Genomic DNA, 18,771 nt, shown 5'->3' with positions numbered 1-18,771 from the left:
GACTCCTGGATGTGCGGATCGTGGGGTGGAACAGGAAGAGCGCCGGTCACTTCGTGACGTCGGTCGTCTGTCCCTTGACACGCGCGATGAACGCATCCAGCGTCATATCTCCGGCAACCATCCTGGCACCGGTGACTTCATCTTTTCTCACTGCAACCTTGCCCTGCTCCCCACCCGTCACCCGCAGCTCTCCGCTGGCGGCCTTCCGGGCGAACACCACCACATCCTCGTCCTTCTTGAACCGGGCCGTATGACTGTAGTACTCTCCCACGCCATCCACCTCGCCCCCGGGTGTCAGGATCGTGACCGAGCCACCCCCTGGCGTGCCTTTCAATGATTGATCGATGGTAACGGTGACCGCGGTCTGAATACGGGTCCTGTCGCGGTTCCACGCGGAGCGAACATCAGCGACCCTCCCGAGCACAACAACATCGGCCTGGTGTGTCAGTTCAGAGGTCTTGAGTTCGCGCTCCTGGGAGCGCGCTGTGGATAGGAGGACGGTCAGGGCGAACAGCATGGTGACCAAGTGACGCGGTGGTATGCGCAGGGGCATGGATCGGTGCTCCATGGTGAGTGGACGTTCGTTCATTAGTGAGAATTCGGGAGTTACGGGATGGTCGGGATGGTACAACAGGAACGCCACCAAGGACGGTGGGACCGGAGAAGATCAGGATCGGGTCACGAAGGCGTGATGCCGGGAAGAGATCAAATGGACGTTCTACCCACAGGTTGAAAGCCATGCGGTGGAACCCTTCTCGGACAATGGACTGCGATGAGGAAAGAACAGGTGGTACGCGAGAAGGTTAGAAATTTCAGCCCTCAATGTCAAGGGCGGGAGGTGCATTGAGGCACAAAAGAAACGCTATTTCATATGCAATACGACTCTTCTCCGTGCCGGACACGGAGAATCGCAAAAAATCATCGTACTCAACGCGGGGTCATCGCGTTGTCCTTGTTCCGCAACATGCCGACGAAACGGATGAAGAGCAATACGAAGACCGAATATCCGACGAGCGAGAGAAGAATGAGAGGCAGAGTGTCCACGTCAGCTCCTGTAGGATGTGCTGTATGAATGTACGCCCTCCCGGTCCGGCATGTTGTGCCAGGGCGCATGAACGCACATCGGTCTCACGAAACACCCCCGGAAACGCCACCCGGAGCGGCACAGGACTTGTTCTTTCAACACTGCGGTCGTACATTTTCATGGAGACCCGTTCTCCCCAGAGGGGGGGATCCAGACAAACGGAGGTATATATGGATCTGCGGCACACGGTCATCACATCGGTCCTCACACTGGCAACCATGGTGGGAGTTTCCGCCTGCAAGGACACCGCGACGGATGCGGGCGGGCTCAGCACGCTTCCCCACGAAACGATCCTGGTCGACCATCAATCAACGCAACTGGCATCCATCCCCGACCTCTACATCCGCAAAGCAAAGCGCGAACTGCGGATCGCCTATGGCCACACGTCCCACGGAAGCCAGCTCATCGACGGCATGCAGGGGCTGGCGTACAGTCGCGGGGCGAAGTACGCCGTGGATCCGGCCGGAACGGACAGTGCGCTCATCCTGCATGATACGCCATTCGCCGGGGCTTCCGATCTCGGCAATCCTGACTTCACCGCCTGGGCAAGCGCAACCCGTTCCTATCTCGACGCGCATACGGACATCAATGTCATCCTCTGGTCGTGGTGCGGGCAGGTGAGCTCAGCATCGGCGGCGGACATCGACACCTACCTGTCGCTGATGAGCGGATTGGAGAAGGCGTACCCCAACGTTCACTTCATTTATATGACGGGGCATCTGGACGGGACCGGCTTGCGGGGGAACCTGCACATACGGAATGAGCAGATCCGTGCCTACTGCAGGGACAACAAGAAGGCTCTCTACGATTTCGAGGCGATCGAATCCTACGATCCGAGCGGTACGTACTTCGGCGACAAGTCGCCGAACGACAACTGCGATTACGACAGCGACGGGAACGGTTCGAGGGACAAGAATTGGGCGACAGCGTGGCAGGCCGCTCATCCGGGGGAGTGGTACAATTGCGGGGCCGCGCACACGCAGCCCCTCAACGCGAATCAGAAAGCCTATGCTGCCTGGTGGCTCTGGGCCCGCCTGGTCGGTTGGAACGGCCAGTAAGGCTCCCCGGGGGCGGTCATCTCATGAGAAGCATTCTGCGCACAGCGTTGTGCTCGCCTGTGCGCAGCCGATAGACGTACATCCCGCTCGGCATACCGGCGGCATCGAACCGCACCTGATATGTGCCTGCGTCACGCCATCCATCCTGCAGTACGGCAACCTCACGACCGAGGAGGTCGTACACCCGCAGTGAGACCCTCGCTGCCTTTTCCAGAACGAACGCTATCTCTGTGGACGGATTGAAGGGATTCGGGAAATTCTGAAGCAGCGCGAAGACCCCCGGCTCGCCAGACGCGACCGGCGCGGCATCCGTATACGTATCGCCCTTCCCTGTCAACGGGATGCGTAACACGCTCACATAGGAATCATTGTAGACGAGGAGCGTCTCTGCATAGGTCGCCAGCACCACCGGTGAGAATGCGATGACCACCTTGAGGCTGTCGGCGGGCTTGAGCAACGTCCGACCGGGAAAACCGCTGACTCCGAAGATCGAGCCGGCCACCCGCACAGAGTCCACCGCGATCGTGAAGTTGATATCGGCGCTCTGCACGCGCAGCACGCAGGGTTTCCAGGATGTGGCTCCTGTCATCGTGCTGCCAAAGTCCACCAGGGCAGATGTGCTGCGAAGGAACGACACCGGTGAGGAGCCGCTGACGACCAGTTCCGCGGAGTTGGCGTTCGTCACGATCGCAAGGGTGTCGCGAAGCTCACCTGCGGCCTTCGGCGCGAAGCGGATGCCCACCAGAGCACTGTCCTGTGCCTGGACGATCACGGGGAGTGCTGTGGCGGACGAGAAATGTTCCGTGTGTCCGGCGATCGAGGACACGGTGATCGGGCTGAGGCCCGCATTGCGCAGATACAGATAGCGAACAGCCGCTTCCGTTTGTCCGAGCATGGGAAAAGCGATCGATGCCCGTGAAAGCGACAACCCTGGTACCGGCACGCGCCCGCGCAGCGGGATCCGCAACGGGGAACCGGAGGCGTTGCTGATCACCTGCAGGGTATCCACTGCTGTCCCGAACCCTGACGGCGCGAACGTGACATGCACGACGACCGACCCGTGCGAACCGATCGTCGCACTCGCCGGGTCCACGAAGAACGCCCCATTGGAATTCGCCATGGCATCGATCACGAGATCATTGATCGTCGTGTTGCTCAAGGTGAGGTCCAGTGTCTTCGGCACCGCCAGGGAGATATCGCCAAAATCGAGAGATGCGGAGGATGGGCTCAGCACCGGGATGGGTGAACTGCCGGACACCGGCACTTTCACCACGCCGCCGGCGACCACGCCGAACAAGCGCAGCGTGTCGGACACCGGCCCGTACCCGGAGGGGCCGAATGTGACCATCAGGATGAGAGAATCCGCATTCGGGATGGTACCCGTCGCCGGCGACGCACTGAATTGTCCGGACAGGCTCGACACCGACGTGATCGATCCCGCATTCACGTCGTTGTTCCTGAGGGCAAGCCGGAGGGTGGATCCGGTGGCCTTGTTCACTTCACCGAATGCGAGCGACGACGGGAACGCCTGGACGGACGGTGCGGTGGCCGAACCGCTCAGGGGAACCTTGACCATCACGACCGAGGAATTGTTGTGCAGGTACAGCGTGTCGTAATATGATCCGATCGAAGGCGGCGTGAACGTCACCTGGATGGTGAAGGACCCCTGAGGGAGTACCGTGGCGCTGCTCCGGTTCGAGACGAAGGTACCGGTACCGGTGGAGATGTTGTCGAACGTCAGAGTGGACGACGAGGGATTATCGACCATTACGCTGAGCGTCGTTCCCACACCCGTGGTGCGGTTGCCGAACGCAAGCTGACCCGGAGAAGCGGTGAACGGCATCGGAAGCTGCACGGATTCCACAGTGCGCTGGAAAAGGACCACATGGCCGGCATTATTGAGATGCGTGCCACCGTCACCATCGTACTGAGCGTTGATCGTGCCATCGGCATTCGCGATCCCGGTCCAGAAATCCAGCGCCCTGCCGGCAAAGTGACTCACAACCTGATTCTTCAGGTCGATCAGAAGGTTCCGGACGAACTGGCTTTCATTCCGCGGCTGCGATGTGCTCACATAGATGGGCACGCCCGCATTGACGGCAGCATCCACGATCGCATCGAAGTTCGCCATCTGCTGGCTCACCGGAATGAACCGGTAGGAGTCATTCGTCGGCATGTTCACGAGAATGAGCGATGGGTTCAGCGAGAGGGCTTTGGTGATGTTGTTGTTCGGCGCCACGGCAAGCGCGGCGGACGTGTCATACGGGTAAGGACGGACATATCCGGTAGGCATGACGTTGAACGTCGTGTATCCCCCCACCGCGAGGTTGACGACCTCGTAATTCTGAAAGACCGTGCCAAGATAGAGCTTGTACTTGTTCACCCATGAACTGTCCAGCGGACGGGCAACCTCGCCTGCTGCCGTGGATGAACCGAGCACGACGAGACGGAATACCGTGCCGTCGGCTGCACGGGCGAACGATGACATGACGCAGATGGCGACGAACGCAAGAACGGACCGCCGGATCCTGCCCACACTACCCTTTCCACTCCTGAGTACCGATGCCATCGTATCCTTTCGTCGATCTGACAGATCGTATTACCGGCCCGAGGGGCCGTTCATGAACGTGCGCTTGATCTTTGAGAATGCTTTTCCGAAAAACCACCCGATGCGCCCCGTAGGATACCAGGGAAGCGCGGTCCAGAACATGGTGCGCGTCGTCTGGTTCACGCCCTCCGCATCGCCTCTTGCCGCGGCGGCCAGGAGGGGGGTCAGCATCGACCTCTCGGCAAAGAACCGGGCCACGTGATGACTGACGAACGGGTACTCAACCAGGCGGACGTTCGGGAACTCGCGGAGATACTTTGCGTGCCGTTTGTCGCGGCTCTCACCACGCGAGTAATGAATGTAGACCTTTGTTTCCGGCTTCAGATGTTTCCGGAAGACTTCGCGGATGTCAAGGTAGGGGATATCCTTCCCCTTCTCCGCCTCCAGAGCCTGCAGTTGCTCCGGGGCACTCGTATCATCCGGCCCCCGGAGCCGGGTCGGCGGATTGAACGCGTGGATCTCCTCCACCCCGACCAGAGCGCCGAACAACAACGCGGAGAACCCACCGCCCGAGTTGCCGATCATCACCACGCGCTTCACGCCTTCCTGCGCGATGATCTTCCTGATAAAATCTGCGACGGCGGGGACATCATCACCGATCCCCGGCGTGCCCTTCTGATACCACATCATGTTCGGATCGCGGAGGAACAACCGCTTCACGCCGAGCGGAGACGTCGCACGCCTGAAATCGAAAGCGGACTTACCTCCCTGGGCCGGGAACACGGCGAATGAGACCATCAGCGTGTCACTGGCCGCGGTACTGTCCAGGAGATAGGTCAGTTCACTCTGCGAGATCTCTTCCGGTTCGACCTTTACCTTCTTGTTCACGTCCGCTTGCACTCCTCTTCCGATGAACGACAGCGTCCTTGTTGGGTCATTTGATCAGCCGCAGGAAACGCTCATACGCGCCGTCCCAGGCAGCTCCCTCCTTCGGCTCGAACCGCGTGACGGGGAACGAAGCACGCACGATCTCCCGCATCTCCGTCAATCCCTGTGCCTCACCCAACGCATGCAGCTGGACGAGCAGGTTCCCGATCGCCGTAGCCTCGGACGGCCCTGCGGCCACGGGACGCTTCAGCGCGTTCGCCGTCAACTGGTTCAACAGCAGGTTACGCGCTCCGCCGCCGACGATCACCAATTCATCCACGCGGGAACCGGTGACAGCTTCAAGCTGCTCGACCGCCCAGCGATATTTCAGCGCGAGGCTCTCATAGATGCAGCGGACAATGGCGCCCTGCCCATCGGGGACCTGCTGTCCGGTGCTCCGGCAGAACTCCCGGATGCGCTGCTCCATCGGGCCGGGTGCATAGAAGACATGAGCATCAGGATCAACGAATGATCCAAGCCCGGCGCTCTGTTCCGCCTTCCGCACGAGTTCATCGTAACTCACAGTGTCGCCGGCGGCTTCCCACTCGCGTTTGCATTCCTGGACCATCCAGAGGCCCATCACGTTGCGGAGCAGCCGGATCTGGTTGCCGAATCCACCCTCGTTCGTGAGGTTGGCCTTCATGCTCGCCGCATCCACGCACGGGGTCGCCGTTTCGAGCCCGAGGAGCGACCATGTTCCACTGCTCAGATACGCCGATCGCGGACCGGAAAGCGGTACCGCAACGACGGCAGAGGCCGTATCATGTCCCGCGACGGCAATGACGGGCACCGGGCCCGCTCCGGAATCCGCCGCAATGGCTCCGCGCAATGTGCCACGAACCGTTCCGGGAGCGGAGATCGGGGTGAAGATCTCCCGGGGGAAACCCATGGCCGTCACAATGGTATCGCTCCACGTCCGGGCCGACGCATCCAGAAGTTGCGACGTGCTGGCGTCCGTGTACTCGGTCCCCCGCTCTCCTGTCAGCGCATACGCCAGGAGGTCAGGCATCATCAACAGCGTTCCCGCCTTGTCCAGCACCATGGGCTTCTGCAACTTCATCGCAAGCAGCTGGAAGAGCGTGTTGAAGGGCTGGAACGCGATACCGGTGGTCCGGAAGATCTCCTCCTTCGGAACCCTCGCACATGCTGCTTCGAACATCCCTTCTGTCCGGCGGTCCCGGTAGTGATAGGGATTGCCAAGCAGGTCGCCCTGATGGTCGAGCAGGCCGAAATCGACCCCCCAGGTATCAATACCAATAGAGGAGACCGGCCCCCCCCCGCTCCGGACCGCCCGGCGGATGCCCTCTTCTATCTCGACAAGGAACCTGAGGAAGTCCCAGTACAGATGCCCCTGGAACTCAACAGGCCCATTGGGAAACTGATGGACCGTTGTACAGGAAAGCCGCGAGCCATCGAATGTTCCACGGATGGCACGGCCGCTGCTTGCCCCGAAATCAAAAGCAAGAAGATCACGTCCGTTCATAGTTGTTCTGTGAAATAAGGTACGAAGGATAGGGTCACATATTTAGTGCGCTGCATCACGCAGCGGTTTGGGGAACGAAAACCCGAACAATTCCGGATTTTCGCCGATCACAGCAGCAGAAAAAATGAGGAACACGTAATCATACGTCTCTTTGGGGATCCGTTTGCGATGGGTCTCCAGGAATTTCCAGAAATTGCGCTCACGGGGGTTCTCGGGCATCGCCCTGATCAGCCCCCGCACCGCATTGTCACCCCAGTTATACGACGCCAGGACGAGCAATCCTGATGCCTGGGCTTCTCCCCTGTAGATCCGACGGAGATAGCGTGCGGCCGCGGCAGAGGCCAGGTCGACATTGTGGCGTTGATCCAACGGATCCATGCGGGAGAACGCGACCAGCGGGCCGGTCCGGAGGCCGAATTGCTTCGCCGTACTCGGGATGAACTGCCACATCCCCTTTGCGATCCCGTACCTTGTCGAAGGTCCCACCGCTGTGCTGTCGAATTCACTTTCCTGCAAAGCCAGGAAGAAGAACTGAGGAGGCATCTGCTGATCGTGCAATGCACCGGTGATCCGCTCGGGATACTTCGCCGTCGCCGCCCGCTCAAGGGCCTTCGGCAGACGGTTGGACGACTTCCAGATGCCGATGTACCGCCGCACTTCATCCGCGAAACCGGATGGCATGGACAGCTCACACTCACCGAATATGCGCGCGGTCTTGTAGATCAGCCGGTCGGTCTCATCCATGCCGTCATAGACACCAAGCTGGCCGATGAACTTGTCGTACTCATCACTCAATTGCTGCAACTCCGCCTTCTGTCCGACGATACGCCCGGATGCCGTGGTGTCGCGGAGATCCTCTTCCAACTGCGACAGCGTGAGCTCAAAGGTCTTCATCCTGTAGAAGACGGATTGGGCCAGGTCCCTCGTTTCATTCAACTCGGATTGCTTCTGGTACGCGATCCAGGCGGCGATGGCCCCGAAGACCACCAGCACACCAATGACCCGCACATACCGTTTCGAGTGCAGACGGAGCACCCGACGGAGAAGTCGGCGGAGGACAACGCGATACAACGCTATGGGGACGTACCCTGAGGAGCGGAACACCTCGCGGAGCTGGCGTGAAACCACCTGATGGGGGAGCTCGGCGACATCAAGCGTCAGTATCTGCCCGCCAAGGCCGAACAGCACCCGGCACTCCTCCTTGATCTCGGCCTCCTTGATCTGCTTCCCATCGACGTATGTGCCGGTCCGGCTGCCAAGGTCCTTGATATGCCAGATCCCTTTGGCATACCACACCTTTGCGTGCTGCGGGCTGACATCGGTATCCGGGAGGACGATATCGCAGGAGGGATCGTTACCGATGACGAACTCGTCCGTGAACTTCAGGCGGAGTTCCGGGACGCCGTCCCGCTCAAGTGTTACGTGGATCTTCGGGCGGACAACCGTCTTGATCGCATCGGCAGGGTTGATTTCCATGGCGCAATCTACTAAATGCGAGATCAATGCACAAGCAGAGATTCCTCGCGCAGGCTTGTGTTTGTAAGGTCGTGTTGCTATACTTTACATTCTGCGGACCTCAATTCTGCCTCAGGGATGCCCGTTCGGGCGGGACCGGGGCTTTTTGTCTTTTTTCACGGGGATCATCGAATGCAAGAGCGGATACTCGGGCGAACCGGCCTCAAGATCTCAGAGATCGGATTCGGTACGTGGGGGATGGGCGGAACAATGTGGCTCGGGGCCGAGGATCAGGAATCCCTCAGAGCCCTCCATCGCGCTGCGGATCTCGGCATGAATTTCCTGGATACCGCCCTGGTGTACGGTGAGGGGCATAGCGAGCAGCTGATCGGGAAGTTCCTCAAGGAACGACCGGGTCCGATGTACATAGCGACGAAGATCCCTCCGAAGAACATGGGCTGGCCCGCCCGTACCGGCACGCCGCTGGGGAAGGCCTTTCCGTACAGCCATATAATAGAGTCGACCGAGAAGAGCCTGAAGAACCTGGGGGTCGAGACGATCGACCTTCAGCAGCTGCATGTTTGGCTGGACGACTGGACGGACGTGGCGGAGTGGTATGAGGCGGTCAGCACCCTGAAATCCGAGGGAAAGATCAGAAGTATCGGCATCTCCATCAACGACCACCAACCCTCCAACGCGGTGAAAGCCGTCCGTTCCGGGAAGATCGATGCTGTCCAGGTCATCTATAATATCTTCGATCAAGAACCTGAGGATGATCTGTTCCCGGTATGCCATGCCAACAACGTTGGTGTTATCGTTCGGTGCCCCTTCGATGAGGGAGCCCTGACCGGCACTATCCGCCCGGATACAACATTTCCCCCCGGGGATTGGCGCAACAGATATTTCAAGGGCGACCGGAAGCAACAGGTGTTCAACCGGGTCGAGAGGCTCCGTACGGTGCTCGGGAAGGAAGCCACGACATTGCCGGAACTGGCACTTCGCTTCTGCCTTCATCACCCGGCTGTCGCCACGGTGATCCCGGGCATGCGCTCGGTACGCAACGTCGACAGCAACTGCGCCGTGTCCGATGGACGGCAACTCCCCGCGGCGATCATCGAGGAATTGCGCCATCACGCCTGGGATAAGAACTTCTACTCTGACCCGGACTGATCCCCTGCCCCATGTGCCCGCCTCCGGGGCGGGAACCGTTCTTCGCACTGATATGACTCACCCGGCCGGCATCGGGGATACAGCCGATGCTCCGGCCGGACCGCTCCATCCTTTGCACAGGGCACCCGTTATGACCATCAGACCTGTTCGTCCCTCTCTTGACCGATACATCATCGCGTGCACGTTCGCCGTTGTGCTGGCGGGGTGTGTGGCGACGGTACCGACGCACCAGGAGCGTGAACGCTCCTTCGGACTGGCCCTCTCCAGGGCAGAGCTCTCGTTCCCTGCCCCGCCCGGTTCGAAGCTGGATTCACTGCGGATCGATGATTCCACCCGGGTGGTGCACATCGCGCTGAGCAAGGAATTCGCAGGACAACCGGTGCGGCCGGATGTGGTCGACCGGGTGCTCGCGGGTGTGCGTGGATATTTCGGCGAAGAGTTCGCAACATACCAATTCGATGTGCGCTCGCTCGGCGTGCCACTCGCCGAACTTGTGCCCAATGTGTACCGGAGACCGGCTGCACCGATCGACACGACACGCATCCCGCGCTATCATCTCCCCCGCCCCGAGCCCGTCGTACTCAACACCAGTCAACCCGCCTACCCATCGCGCGGACTGCAGAACAGGAATATCCTCCTCTGGCACAGTCACGGTTGGTACTACAGCGCGGGTGAGAAGCGGTGGGAGTGGCAACGTCCACGCCTCTTCCAATCCGTCGAGGATCTCGGGCCATTATCGTTCACGCTCCCCTATCTCGTACCGATGATCGAGAACGCGGGAGCGCGCGTCTTCCTTCCGCGCGAACGGGACACGCAACCACACGAAGTGACCATCGACAACGATTCGGTCCCTGCGGGATCTTCAGAGAAGATCCTGCCGCGGCAGGATGCATGGCGCATCCTCCCCGCAGGGTTCCGTGCCGCGCGCTCGTACCCCGCGAACATCAATCCGTTCACGCTCGGCACCTCCCGATGGACCCGCACCGACCTTCAGGGCAACGGAAGCATCCGCTGGATACCGGACATCCCGGTGTATGGATCGTACGCCGTGTCCATCACGTGGCAGTCGTCGGATAGCAGTACGCACGATGCACGGTACACGGTCTATCATGCCGGAGGCAGCACGGAATTCAGGGTCGACCAGCACGTGGGCGGTGGCACCTGGCACTACCTCGGCACGTTCACATTCCGCAAGGGTGCGCAACCCGACAGCGGCAGCGTGCTCCTGACAACTGCGGGGTCGATACCCGGACTCCGGCTCAGTGCGGATGCCGTGCGTTTCGGCGGCGGTATGGGTGTTGTGGAGCGCGAGGGCAAGACCAGCGGGCGGCCCCGTTTCCTCGAGGGTGCCCGCTACTACCTGCAATTCTCCGGGATGCCGGACACCCTGGTCTACAACATGAACGGCAACACCAACGATTATAAGGACGACTATCAGAGCAGGGCAGAGTACGGCAACTTCCTGTACGGTGCTCCGTACGGCCCGAACCGCGACCGTTCCGTTCCCGGCCTGGGCATACCGATCGACCTGTCACTTGCCTTCCACACGGACGCAGGCATCACGAAGAACGATACAACGATCGGCACACTGCTGATCTACAGCGTGGAGGGCTATGATTCGGCACGGGTATTCCCTGACGGGGTGTCGCGCCTTGCGAACAGGGACCTTGCGGATATCATGCAGACCCAGATCGTGGACGACATCCGGCGGCTGCACGATCCGGCGTGGCGCCGGCGTGATCTGCGGAACGCGGACTACAGCGAGGCCGTGCGGCCCAATTTCCCCGGCGTGCTCCTCGAACTTCTGTCGCACCAGAATTTCCTGGACATGAAGTTCATGCTCGATCCGCAATTCAGGTTCGATGTGTCGCGGGCGATCTATAAGTCGATGCTGCGCTATCTCGCGGATCCTGCCGGGCCTGCCCCGACGGTGCAACCCCTCCCGGTGGACCACCTCGCCGCCGAGTTCACATCCACGGGCGGTGTGCTCCTGCGCTGGCAACCGGTCATCGACCCGCTTGAGCCGACCGCCGTCCCCGACCGGTATGTGGTCTATGTCCGCACGGGTGATGGTGGATTCGACAATGGCCGCCTGGTCGAATCGCCCGTATGGAGGATGCCGGACCCGCGTCCGGGGTGTTGTACGGATTCAAAGTGTGCGCGGTAAACGACGGCGGACAGAGCATGCCCTCGGAGATCGTGTCGGTCTGCCGTGTCCCCGGCGATGACAAACCCATCCTCATCGTGAATGGATTCGACCGCATCGCTGCCCCCGCAACGGTCACGACGCCGGAATTCGCCGGCTTCCTGAACATGGTCGATGCAGGAGTGCCGGACCGGACCGATTACAACTTCAGCGGCAGGCAACACGACTTCCGGCCCGCATCCTCCTTCCGGTCCAACGACGACCCGGGATTCGGGGCAAGCTATGCCGATGATGAGACGCGGATCGTGGCCGGCAACACCTTCGATTTTCCGGCGATCCATGGCGCAGCGATCCGTGCTGCAGGAAGATCCTTCGTATCATGCAGCGACGAAGCCGTGATGGATTCGATGGTCCTGCTCCCGCAGTTTGCCGTCGTGGACCTGATCCTCGGCAAAGAGTGTGCGACACCGCGGGTGCGTCCGCTCCTCGACTCCCTCCACGGTGTCCGGTTCGAGGCGTTTCCGGTTCCGCTGCGGAATGCGGTCACGAGGTACCTGGCCGGAGGCGGACGCCTCATGGTGTCCGGCAGCAAGTGGGCAGAAGATCTGTGGTCAGCGCCGAAGGGTGACAGCAGCGGGATCCGTTTCAGCCGTGAAACTCTGAAGACCGTTCTGGTCGCCGGCCATGCGTCCTGGAGCGGGATGGTTGCAAGCGTGGACACCCAATTCCTCCCGGCGGGGACGACCGTACAGTTCAACACGGCGCTCAGCGACTCGCTCTACCTGGTGGATGCACCGGAGGGGATCGGGCCTGTTCGGGGCGGACGCATCCTGATGCGCTATGCGGAGAACGGTATCAGTGCTGCGGTCGGGTACAAGGGAGACGCCTCACTTGTCCTTTTCGGGTTCCCGTTCGAAACCCTGATACAGCGGGCGGACCGTGAAGCCCTCATGAAGGCGGCGATCGGGTTCCTGATGCGCTGAACAGAAGGCTGTGGGAAGTCGTCGGGGTTTTCCCGCGACTCGTCTCAACCATCTGCATTCTGTCTCGTTCAGTTTGGGAACTGGTGCCAGGGATGGTATCATGGACTATCCATGGAACACACCACGCCCATCATTTCCCTCGGCAAGAGGGAGCGTCCGCACAGCGATTCCTGGGGTGCCGATGCACGTCACCGTATGCGCCCCTGGGGGATCACGATCACCGATGTTGCCATGCAACTTGGCGTTTCGCGGCAGTACGTCTGGCAGGTGTTGTACGAACGGATACCGGTCTCCGACGGGAAGCGTAGCGAGGTGGATGCGGTGATCGACCGTCTGATGAACGCGAAACGGTTCGGTGCAACATTCGGGCAGCGGCTCCGCGGAGCACGGATAGGTGCGGGCCTGACGCTGCGCGAAGCAGCCGGCAAGATCGGGTATTCCTGGGTCGCGGTGGAGCGATGGGAAAAGGACGTGTGTCTCCCGAAGCCCGGCGTGCTCTGGCATCTGCGGCACATCTATGGTGTCGGCGAGGACTGGCTCCCCGGCGGGCACCTTGCACATCAAGCGATCGGTTGAACGCCCGGGTCAGGCATCCGGGTCGGTCAGATCCATGAGGATCAGCCAATCCCCCTGCGGTGATAGTCTCCACACCCTGATGTAGTTCCCCCGCTCATTCCCGGCAACGTACGATCCGTACGAATAGGCAAGGTCGCCGGAGGAAGCGACCGCAGCTTTCGCCGGCCGCCATGCGAATGGGGACATCGTCTCTCCCACCAGCTTCTTGATCCGGCCGTGGTCGGTGATGGGTGGCTCGCCATTCCGGAAGAACACGGCATCCGGAGCGATGCGATCCAGGAAAGGCGTGCGCGTCCCTGCGCGGTCGATCGCGAGCAGGAGTTCCTCTTCCGCTTTCAATAACGCATCACTCGTACTGCTTCCCGCAGGCCCGGCCGGCACGTCGCCCCACAGGTGCTGGTCGAACCGGCCCATCATGGCGTCGGGAGCGGGCAGAGGATGTGCGATCCCGATATCCACGGCGACCTTCCACTCTCCGTTCCCTTGCCGCTCCCAGATGGAGAGAAAGTGTCCGTGCCAGGGTGACGCATCCGGCTTTGCCGTATCGGTGAGGCTCCATGGACCCGTCGTCACTCCGACGTCACCCGCAGCAGACACGGCACCGGCCCGCGGACCCCACACAAGACGTGTCGAACGTTTGCCGGGATGCTCGCGGATCCACTTCGGGCCATTCACCGGGCCCGGACGGAACAGCACGGCATCGGGGGCAAGTGCACCGAGGAAGGCGGAATCAACGCCATGCGTCAGTGCCCGCGCAGCAAACTCCCTTTCCGCCCGGAACAACGTCGTGGTGTCCGGCTGCCCGCCGAGAAGACCCAGAAGCATCAGAAGCATACCCATGACGCTGACTCCTTGCTGTGCTGAGGATCATGGTCACGCCTGATGAGAAGCGTGCAACGAGCCCGCATGCTGCTCGTTGCACGCATCTCTCATCAGATGGGCCGGAGGCAGACGGTCCGTGTCCTATGCGTACCGCCCGCCACACGACCTCTCCTTTGCTGCTCTTCCTCCGGCTTCCCTCTTCCCTGCCGCTGCTAGAATCCCAGCTTCACCGAGAAGACATGGTTGGCATCGAACACCTTCACCGAACGGTAGGCGTAGTCCACACTGATGTCCATGTTCCCGAGGGCATACTTCACGCCGGCGCCGAAGCTGGCACCGAACAGGAACTGCCGCTCATCGGTCTCCTTCTGAGCGAAGTTGTACCCGCCGCGCACGAAGAAGAGGTCCTGATAGGAGTACTCCATGCCGAGCTTGTACTCGTCGTCGGAGAAGTTGTTGCTCTGGAACGCGCCCGACATTTCGAGGGAGTTGGCGTCATCGATGCCCTGGCGATACCCGAGTCCGAACTCGATGGATGACGGGAGTTCGAACGCGGCGGTCTGGACCTGATAGATGCCGTCCGGCCGGTGCTGTGCATCCACGGTCGCCTGTGTCAGAAGTCCGGATCCGCCGAACTGCATGGACGGCCCGATATTCTTCACGGCGATGCCAAGGCTCAGCCCGTTGATCGCAGCCATGTTATCATACATCACGCCAATATCAAACGCAACTCCAGACGCACTCACATCGCCCATCCGCTCGGTGATGATCTTCGACGTCACACCAACACCGATGCGGTCATTCAGCATGCGGGAGAACGTGAGTCCGACGCTGAAGAACTGTGGCGCAAAGGTCTTGCCCGTGCCGTCAGGGTTGGTCGTGGTCGTGACCGGAATATCACCAACGTCCAATGCCTTCAGGTTCAGCGCCAGCACGCCGAAGCCCTCGAAATTCGCGGCGATGGCACCGTAGTTGATGCCGATATCCGCGATGTAGCTCATGTGCGAGACATAGACCGTGGCACTGTTCTTCATCTGGCCGAGTGCGGCCGGATTATAGTGCAATGCTTCGATGCCGCGTGTCGTTGCGATCGTGGCACCGCCAAGGGAGATGTCACGTGTGCCCACGGGGATGAGCAACTCGGTCGCACCGCTGGTACCCGCGCGGTTCCCGGCGCCGCCCATCGCCGCCGACGCCATGAAGGCCGCCAGGGCAAGGATGCTCACAGAACGATAGGTAGTTTTCATGGGATGATGTCCTTTAGAACCGATCGAGTATCTGTTGTTCCTGCACAACCGCCAGCTTCAGGATCTTCGTCGATCCGAGCGCGGGCATGTCGATGTGCACGATATAGAGTCCGCTCCCGACCGGGAGTCCGGACTCGTTCGCCAGATCCCACCGCTCGAACTGCGATGCGGAATTCTTCTGGATGTCGCGCACCTGCACGCCGGCGAGGTTATAAATGCGGATCCTCGCTTCCCGCGGAAGGTGGGAGAACGTCACGAACCGGTTGTATTTGTTGATCTCCTCGGTGTTCACGCCATAGTAGGGATTCGGGAACACATTGATCTGCCCGACATCAGCCTTGGCTGCCGCGGCATCAAAGGTCACCGCCGGCGCCGTGAAGGAGAATTCATCGCTCACGCCGTTGACATGGTTCGCCTGGATGGTGAAGACCGTGGAGGACCGGAAATTACCAGCGAGATTCGGGTCCACCGCCCGCCGGGTCACGATCCCCCACCACAACATCGGTGTGGTCTCGTTCAGGATGTCGACCTGCAGTGCTGCTTCCGGCGTCTCGGTGTACGGCGCATCGAAGATGAAGAACCATTCGCGCGTCCGCCCGCCGGCGGCGTTGTCAACATCCGCGTCGGTATGTGCCGGAGGCCAGTACCGGCCGTCCACCGTGCCGTTCGGCTGGTTGTTCTCCAGATGGCCAACCGCAAGGCGCCGCGGCGGATTCGACTCCATATCGTACGCTGCAAAAGGAACGCTGTAATTGTAGTCTTGATAGGCATACCCGGCGCCCGCATTGACGATCCACGGCGCGAACTCCGGTTTTGCTGCTGCATTCGCAGCGCTGCGCACATACCGGTACGCCTTCGAGAAATTCCCCGTCTGTGCCGCCTTCGGATCCCAGGTGCCGTCCGCGTCCGCGAACCGGATCTCCACGTTCTTGAGACGGTCGGGCGTCACTGTCGACCCGCTGAACCAGTGCCCGAACGCATTGCCGATCGCATGGCTGTACCCCTCGAGGTCGGCAAAGCTACCGTTCGGATCCGCACCCGCGAACGTGATATCGCGCTGCCCATTGGCTGCGGTCGCGTATCCCCTCATGCCTGCGGGTGGGCCAAGCACTTTCACCTGCAGGCCATCCACCACGAGATAATCGTCATCGCCGGACTGGTTCGTCTGTCCCCGCAGCACCGTATCGCCACGTGACACATTGACCAGTTTCCACGTGACCGTCCCGGCGTTGTCCTCGAACTTCACTTTGTAGTTCTGACCGCTGGTCCGTCCGGGATCGACAACGATCGGCACGACGCTCCCATCGCTGCTCCCGCATGGCTGACCGGCTGCACCGTATCACCCGCGGCGCCACTGTAGCGCACACCCGGATCATTTGCATGCGGGACGGCCGTGATGATCTGCAGCGGGTTCTCCAGGTTGTTCGGTACCGCGTTCGGATCGGCATTGTAGGCGTAGGACGTCACGGCGAAAAAGTACCGCAGCCCGTTCACCAACGGGGTCCCACCTTTCAAGGCGTCCGCATTCACGCTGACGAAGCGCTTGATCCCGCTGTCTGTTCCGAGCTGCACCACCTTGGATGTGACAACGCCGACGGCGGGGTCGAACACCTGGTCCGTGACGCGGGTGATGCCATCACCTGCCAGATCGTAGACAGCGATCCGCTTCCCTTCGGTGATCGTGGCACCGGCCGACGGGAGCTGGTAGACGTTGTAGCCCTGGAACTTGAATCCCCGGTTGTCCGTGCCCTCGGTCGCCGCAACAGCCGCCTGATCGGATCCCCAATTCAAGAGGATCTCTTCATCCAGTTCCGTGACGGTCACCTTTGGTGCTGACGGCGGCGCAGGCAAGCTGAAGAAGTTATCGTAGGCCAGCTGTGCCGACTTGTCATAGAACTTGAGCAGGTTGATGGCCGTCAGTCGATCGACACCGGGGATCGCCCCGGCACAGATCTCGGCGATCACCACTTCCTGCGTGTCGCCCGGGGCCATGCTGAAGGGACCGGATGCAAGGCCCATACGACGGTCACCGGCAGGATATTGCTGGCCGTCGAGCCAGCCGGTACCCGCAACGGGATCACCCGTCAACACGTAGGTCGTCGGATTTCCCTGAGGGTCCAGGAAGTACTGTCCGGTCAAGCCGACCTTGCCGCGCATGAAGTTGTACATCTGCGTTGCTCCGGCGGGGTCCGCCTGCACCGGATCCGCAAGCGTCTGATCTGCCCGGATGAAATAGAAGAACGAGGTCATCGGCAGGTTCTTGTACCCCTGGATGTACTTCCCGCGGAACGTGGCCGTGGCCCCGGCCTCTGCGACGATCGGCCCCTGGAAGAAGTCGAACCCCGCGGCCGGCGGCGGAAGCGAACCGTACGTCTGATCCACGTTCGACGCGTTGTAGATGAACCCCAGACTCAGCGAGGTATCACACCCAACGTAGTCATCTTCCGCAAACCCGAGGTCCGGATCCGACCACATGGCTACGACCATGCTATCGAGCCGCTGACTGCTCTTATTGATGAGCACAAAGCTCCTGAAGACCATGTTGCCGAGCGGCCCTTCCTGCGCATAGGCCCAGCTGGTCACCTGGCACTCGATCCCCAGCGGTTGCGTTCCGTAGAGATTCGAGGTGTTGGTGGAGTTCTGGTCATTCGCAACATACCAGATGGTCTGGTCTGCGCCCGGAAAACCGGGAACGTCAACACTTGGATCGAATGTCCCGTTGCTATCGACATCCTTGTAGGGAGCGCCATACTGTGCCGGCCACTCCTGCCAGTCCGTGGCGTACTGACCACGGATCTCCGCTGCGGTCCGTCTCTCGTCGGCGATCTCCGCGCTCAGGTCGGCGGTCCTGTAGTCCGGCCGTACGCGGTAGATCCGCACGTGCGCGAGGTTCGGATCCTCCGGTGAGCCGTTCGGCAGGATCCGGCCGGGCTGCAGGCCCGAGCGGTGTCCGGCTCCACCGACACGCACCTGCGGATCACCTGCGATGCGTGCGGCCCAGAGCAACCCGCTCGAATACATCGCGGTCTTCCTGCTTCCCTTCGGGAACACCAGTCCCGAGTTCTGCTGCGCAACATCGATGTCCGAGGTCCCGTCGTTCCTGTAGACCGTTGAGATGTTGTTGATGTTCATGTAGGTGTAGACGGGAGAACCGGTGGTCTTCGCGAGCCGCGATGGGTCCGCCGGACGGCGTCCGTCGTCACGGGCCGACGCAAGCGCACCGGTCAGGAGCAACATGAGGAGAATGATGACAAGTCGTTTCATGGATCGTA

The 18,771-nt window shown here is 60.9% G+C and carries 14 protein-coding genes; 5 read left to right on the top strand and 9 right to left on the bottom strand.

Going from position 1 to position 18,771, the window contains the following annotated elements; all coding sequences use genetic code 11:
* Positions 1 to 46: 46 nt before the first annotated feature.
* Entirely contained in the window at positions 47 to 553 is a 507-nt protein-coding gene (locus IPI01_05695) for a hypothetical protein (GenBank protein MBK7257292.1), read from the bottom strand.
* A gap of 701 nt (positions 554 to 1,254) precedes the next feature.
* On the opposite strand from IPI01_05695, the gene IPI01_05690 reads away from it, so the two are divergent.
* Entirely contained in the window at positions 1,255 to 2,142 is an 888-nt protein-coding gene (locus IPI01_05690; protein ID MBK7257291.1) for a hypothetical protein, read from the top strand.
* Positions 2,143 to 2,158: 16 nt separating this feature from the next.
* Here the strand turns inward: IPI01_05690 and IPI01_05685 are convergent, their stop codons facing one another.
* Genes IPI01_05685 through IPI01_05670 form a run of 4 tightly spaced genes read right to left on the bottom strand, consistent with a single transcriptional unit; the run spans position 2,159 to position 8,576 of the window.
* Positions 2,159 to 4,711: a choice-of-anchor D domain-containing protein gene (locus IPI01_05685; protein ID MBK7257290.1), complete on the bottom strand. Its 2,553-nt coding sequence runs from the start codon at positions 4,709 to 4,711 to the stop codon at positions 2,159 to 2,161.
* Positions 4,712 to 4,741: 30 nt separating this feature from the next.
* Positions 4,742 to 5,578 (bottom strand): hypothetical protein, encoded by an 837-nt coding sequence (locus tag IPI01_05680; GenBank protein ID MBK7257289.1) that lies wholly within the window; start codon positions 5,576 to 5,578, stop codon positions 4,742 to 4,744.
* Positions 5,579 to 5,624: 46 nt separating this feature from the next.
* Positions 5,625 to 7,100: a rhamnulokinase gene (locus tag IPI01_05675; protein ID MBK7257288.1), complete on the bottom strand. Its 1,476-nt coding sequence runs from the start codon at positions 7,098 to 7,100 to the stop codon at positions 5,625 to 5,627.
* 42 nt (positions 7,101 to 7,142) lie between these two features.
* Positions 7,143 to 8,576, bottom strand: a complete 1,434-nt coding sequence (locus IPI01_05670; GenBank protein MBK7257287.1) for an FHA domain-containing protein — start codon at positions 8,574 to 8,576, stop codon at positions 7,143 to 7,145.
* A 171-nt stretch (positions 8,577 to 8,747) separates the two neighbouring features.
* Here IPI01_05670 and IPI01_05665 point away from each other — a divergent pair, with 171 nt between their 5' ends.
* From IPI01_05665 to IPI01_05650, 4 genes are all read left to right on the top strand, one after another.
* Positions 8,748 to 9,725 carry an aldo/keto reductase gene (locus tag IPI01_05665; GenBank protein ID MBK7257286.1) on the top strand — a complete coding sequence of 326 codons (978 nt, stop codon included), beginning with the start codon at positions 8,748 to 8,750 and terminating at the stop codon, positions 9,723 to 9,725.
* Between the two features lie 130 nt (positions 9,726 to 9,855).
* A complete protein-coding gene (locus IPI01_05660; protein ID MBK7257285.1) occupies positions 9,856 to 11,892 on the top strand; it encodes a hypothetical protein in 2,037 nt (678 codons plus the stop codon).
* Positions 11,893 to 11,909: 17 nt separating this feature from the next.
* On the top strand, positions 11,910 to 12,854 hold the full coding sequence (locus tag IPI01_05655; protein MBK7257284.1) for a hypothetical protein: 945 nt from the start codon (positions 11,910 to 11,912) through the stop codon (positions 12,852 to 12,854).
* Between the two features lie 111 nt (positions 12,855 to 12,965).
* Positions 12,966 to 13,430, top strand: a complete 465-nt coding sequence (locus IPI01_05650; GenBank protein ID MBK7257283.1) for a helix-turn-helix transcriptional regulator — start codon at positions 12,966 to 12,968, stop codon at positions 13,428 to 13,430.
* A gap of 9 nt (positions 13,431 to 13,439) precedes the next feature.
* On the opposite strand, the gene IPI01_05645 is transcribed toward IPI01_05650, so the two are convergent.
* The 4 genes from IPI01_05645 to IPI01_05630 form a co-directional block, all read right to left on the bottom strand.
* Positions 13,440 to 14,270 carry a nuclear transport factor 2 family protein gene (locus IPI01_05645; protein MBK7257282.1) on the bottom strand — a complete coding sequence of 277 codons (831 nt, stop codon included), beginning with the start codon at positions 14,268 to 14,270 and terminating at the stop codon, positions 13,440 to 13,442.
* A gap of 194 nt (positions 14,271 to 14,464) precedes the next feature.
* Entirely contained in the window at positions 14,465 to 15,499 is a 1,035-nt protein-coding gene (locus tag IPI01_05640; protein ID MBK7257281.1) for a PorV/PorQ family protein, read from the bottom strand.
* A gap of 13 nt (positions 15,500 to 15,512) precedes the next feature.
* Positions 15,513 to 16,793, bottom strand: coding sequence for a T9SS type A sorting domain-containing protein (locus IPI01_05635; protein MBK7257280.1), 1,281 nt, complete (start codon positions 16,791 to 16,793; stop codon positions 15,513 to 15,515).
* Complete coding sequence (locus tag IPI01_05630; protein MBK7257279.1) at positions 16,742 to 18,763, bottom strand: hypothetical protein; 2,022 nt, start codon at positions 18,761 to 18,763, stop codon at positions 16,742 to 16,744. The genes IPI01_05635 and IPI01_05630 overlap by 52 nt, the downstream gene beginning before the upstream one ends.
* Between the last annotated feature and the right edge of the window lie 8 nt (positions 18,764 to 18,771).

This window comes from Ignavibacteriota bacterium (assembly GCA_016707525.1).
Lineage (GTDB): Bacteria > Bacteroidota > Ignavibacteria > UBA10030 > UBA6906 > JAGDMK01.
Note: the sequence above shows the minus strand (reverse complement) of the source record. Positions and strands in the feature narration are given on the sequence as shown.